The sequence below is a fragment of the Nocardia suismassiliense genome (assembly GCF_900269665.1).
Lineage (GTDB): Bacteria > Actinomycetota > Actinomycetes > Mycobacteriales > Mycobacteriaceae > Nocardia > Nocardia suismassiliense.
Genome location: NZ_LT985371.1, coordinates 1 through 2988, shown reverse-complemented (window position 1 = coordinate 2988; position 2988 = coordinate 1). Strand labels below are relative to the sequence as shown.

General features: G+C 63.0%; 2 protein-coding genes and 1 pseudogene. All 3 read right to left on the bottom strand.

Translation table 11 applies throughout. The annotated features are described in order from the left end of the window. Window positions 1–103: 103 nt before the first annotated feature. Window positions 104–997 (bottom strand): alpha/beta hydrolase, encoded by an 894-nt coding sequence (locus DBO33_RS42360; RefSeq protein WP_107661296.1) that lies wholly within the window; start codon window positions 995–997, stop codon window positions 104–106. A 14-nt stretch (window positions 998–1011) separates the two neighbouring features. Continuing rightward, the gene (locus DBO33_RS42355; RefSeq protein WP_107661295.1) at window positions 1012–2631 is read right to left on the bottom strand and encodes a hypothetical protein; all 1620 of its coding nucleotides are present in this window, start codon (window positions 2629–2631) and stop codon (window positions 1012–1014) included. A 137-nt stretch (window positions 2632–2768) separates the two neighbouring features. Next, window positions 2769–2988: pseudogene (locus DBO33_RS44355) on the bottom strand (VOC family protein); the annotation flags it as partial.

Here is a 2988-nt window from a genome sequence, read left to right as displayed (position 1 = left end):
CCCCGCAAGTCCCCCTGAGCCGCAGTCCGGACCATCGCCCACCGCTGGACAGGGAAATGCCGCGCCAGGCCGGACCCTGCCATCGACCTGGATCGAGACATCTTTAAGGTGCGACCTGGCTCGACAACCAATCGAATATCGCCGCACACAGACGCTGGAACTGCGGATCGTGGTCCTGCATCCACTCGGTATGTCCCGCATTGGGCATCCAATAGGTGGTCGTCGGGCCGCCGTACGCCGCCACTACCGCTTCGGCTTGCTCCTTCGGATGCAGACCATTGCTCGTGCCGTGGGCGATGAACAACGGAAGGGTGGCCGACGCGACGATCGGCATGACGGACCATCTGATGAGCGACTCGGCGAACTCGAAAGAAGTCACCGAGGTGTCGTAACCGGGTATCCCTTCCAGGGATTCGGTCACATACTCCTGGGTCTGCTCGTCCAACGGATAGATCTCGAACGGCGCGACCATCTCGGCCTGTCCGCTGCGCGCGCGACGCAGACGCTCATTATTGATCCACTGCCGGAAGTTGTGCAGCCCCTGCTGTCCGCGATGCGAGGTATGGAAATCGAGGCCGTCGTACAGACCGTTGACGCAGATGATCCCCTTGACGCCGGGCAACTCGCGCACCGCATCCAGCACGAGTCCGGCGCCCATGGCCCAGCCGAGCAGAAACACGTTGTCGCGGTTCACATGCCAGGACGCGGAGGACGCGGTCACGGCGCAACGGATATCGCGGACCAACTCCTCCAAGAGGACGCGGTTTCTAGTGCCACCGCTCTCACCGTGCCCTCGGTAGTCGAAGCCGTAACATGCGAACCCGCGCGTGGTGAGGTATCGGGCAAATCTCTCGGGGTGGATTCGATACAAGCCGAGAAATCCCGAACAGGCGATGACCAGAGGAAGGCCACCCTGTCCCGTATGCCCTTGTGGCAGATACAACCGTCCGTCCAACTGCGCTCCGTCGCTGTAGAAACGCAATTCCAGGCTTTCCATACATCTCCTCGGAACTAGAGTCTCGGCCAGTTGGGTGCGCCGAGAAGAATTGCCAACGTGATGCTCAGGTATGCCGCCATGGCGCAGAAGTAGCCGTAGATGGCCTCGCCCGCCTCGGCGGGAGATCCGACGATCGTCCCGCTCTTTTCGCGCTGCTCTGCGTGTCCGCCGAAGCTCGTCCACAGCAGAATAACGGCGAACAAGACCGAGGAGACGATAAGAAACGCGATGACATCCGATGCCCTTCCGCTCGGTCGGGCGTAGGTGACGATCACGCACGAGCCGAGCCCGAGTGCAGTGACCGCCAACGATTCTGAGATCGGAAACAGTCGCAGGCGCAAGTGCGCCGACCCGTCACGGTCCGCGCGAAGCGATGCGAGCTCCGCCATGGATATCTGCGAGCTCGCCACCGAACTCTGCATCGAGCTCAGTTCGGCGAATTTGCTCCAGCGCAGCCGCATGAGCTCGGCTGCGGTTCGATGACCGTCCAGCCTCGTCGCCAAGAACCCGTACGTGACGGCGAAGAAGGCGGCCAACGCCTGCACGATCGAGTAATAATCGGCAATCCCACGACCACGTATCGTCAGCACGGCACAGGCGGAGAAGACGATCGTGATCATCAGAATCGCCACATTCCTGGATGGTTCGATCATCAGCATCAGCATTGCGTTGGCGGACAGCACGATAGCGCCCCCGATGAAGATGTCCGGCGTGATTGGCGCGCCCTGCGCCATCGAGGCCAACAGAGCGGACAGCAGGGGCGCGAGCATCCAGGGGATCGTGATGAACGGATTCTCCGACCGCATCACACCCATATGAAAGAAGATCCCCGACACCGCCCACAGCGCACCGGCGAGGGTGAGACTCGCCATCGCTTCGGCAGGCAGTTGCAGGTGTGGGGGCTCCACCAGCAACACCGGCACGAGTAATACGAGCGACGCTATCGTGGCGATGCCGCCGCGCAACGCCTGCCACAGCGGCTGCTGTTCCCATTCGGCGCCGATCGCCTGCAGGAAACGCTGGTGTGTCACGACAACCGCGCCTTGCGCAATTGCCGCGCCACCCGCGTATGCCAGCGAAAGTGCCGAATCCCCGTGTGTATGTGCCGCGAGCACGATCACCATCACGCCGAGCAGCGCCAGCGTCGCCTGCGACAGCTGCAAGCCACCAACGACCCGCAGCCGCGGCATGAATCGGACCAGCAGGGTAGTGGCCACGACAGGCCAACTATTCATGATCAGGGTCGCGGCCGCCGCGTTTCCTTGCGACAGCGCGAGCAGGAACAGCAGATTGCTGGCTCCGATGAGGATACCGTCGAGAACGACCATGCGCCGCAGTCGACGGTCTCGCATCACCACTCGCACCAGGCGCACAGCTTCCCGCATCCTCGGGGACCGAAACGAGACCACGATCGCCGCAGCGGCAAGGCATTTCGCAAGATTCAGAATTGTGTTGGCAGCGATCTGTGACGCCAGATCAGTGTCCTTCAATTGGGTCAGCAGCGTCGGTATGAACGCCCACGCGAGCGCCGCTGCTGTGACCAGCCCCAAGCCGGACAGACCCGGGCTGTAGCGCACCCGATACCTGGACAGTGCCCGACCGATCGCAGTTTCGGGGTGCTCGCCACCGCCCATGCCCGCCCCCTGCCGTCCCACCGCTGGCCTTCGACAACTATGCCATCGTGAGCACTGCCGGGCCGGGAAACGATTGGTTCAGTGCCGCCGAACAGGCTGCGACCCAAGACGTCGCGCGTCATTCGGTCGGCTACCGACTACTCCGTCACGCGAGGGCGGTGGGCTCGGATATCGACGGGTCGTCCGTCGGGATCGCGGGCGGTCATGGTCCATTGGGTGGGTAGGGTCTCGATCTCTCCGACGGGCCACCCTTCGGCCAGGATTCGTTCGCGGACTTCACACAGCTGGTCGTGTGTTGCTACGCGCAGTCCCCATCCTGCTCGGCCCAGGGGGTCGACATCTGGGATTGTGGGGGTG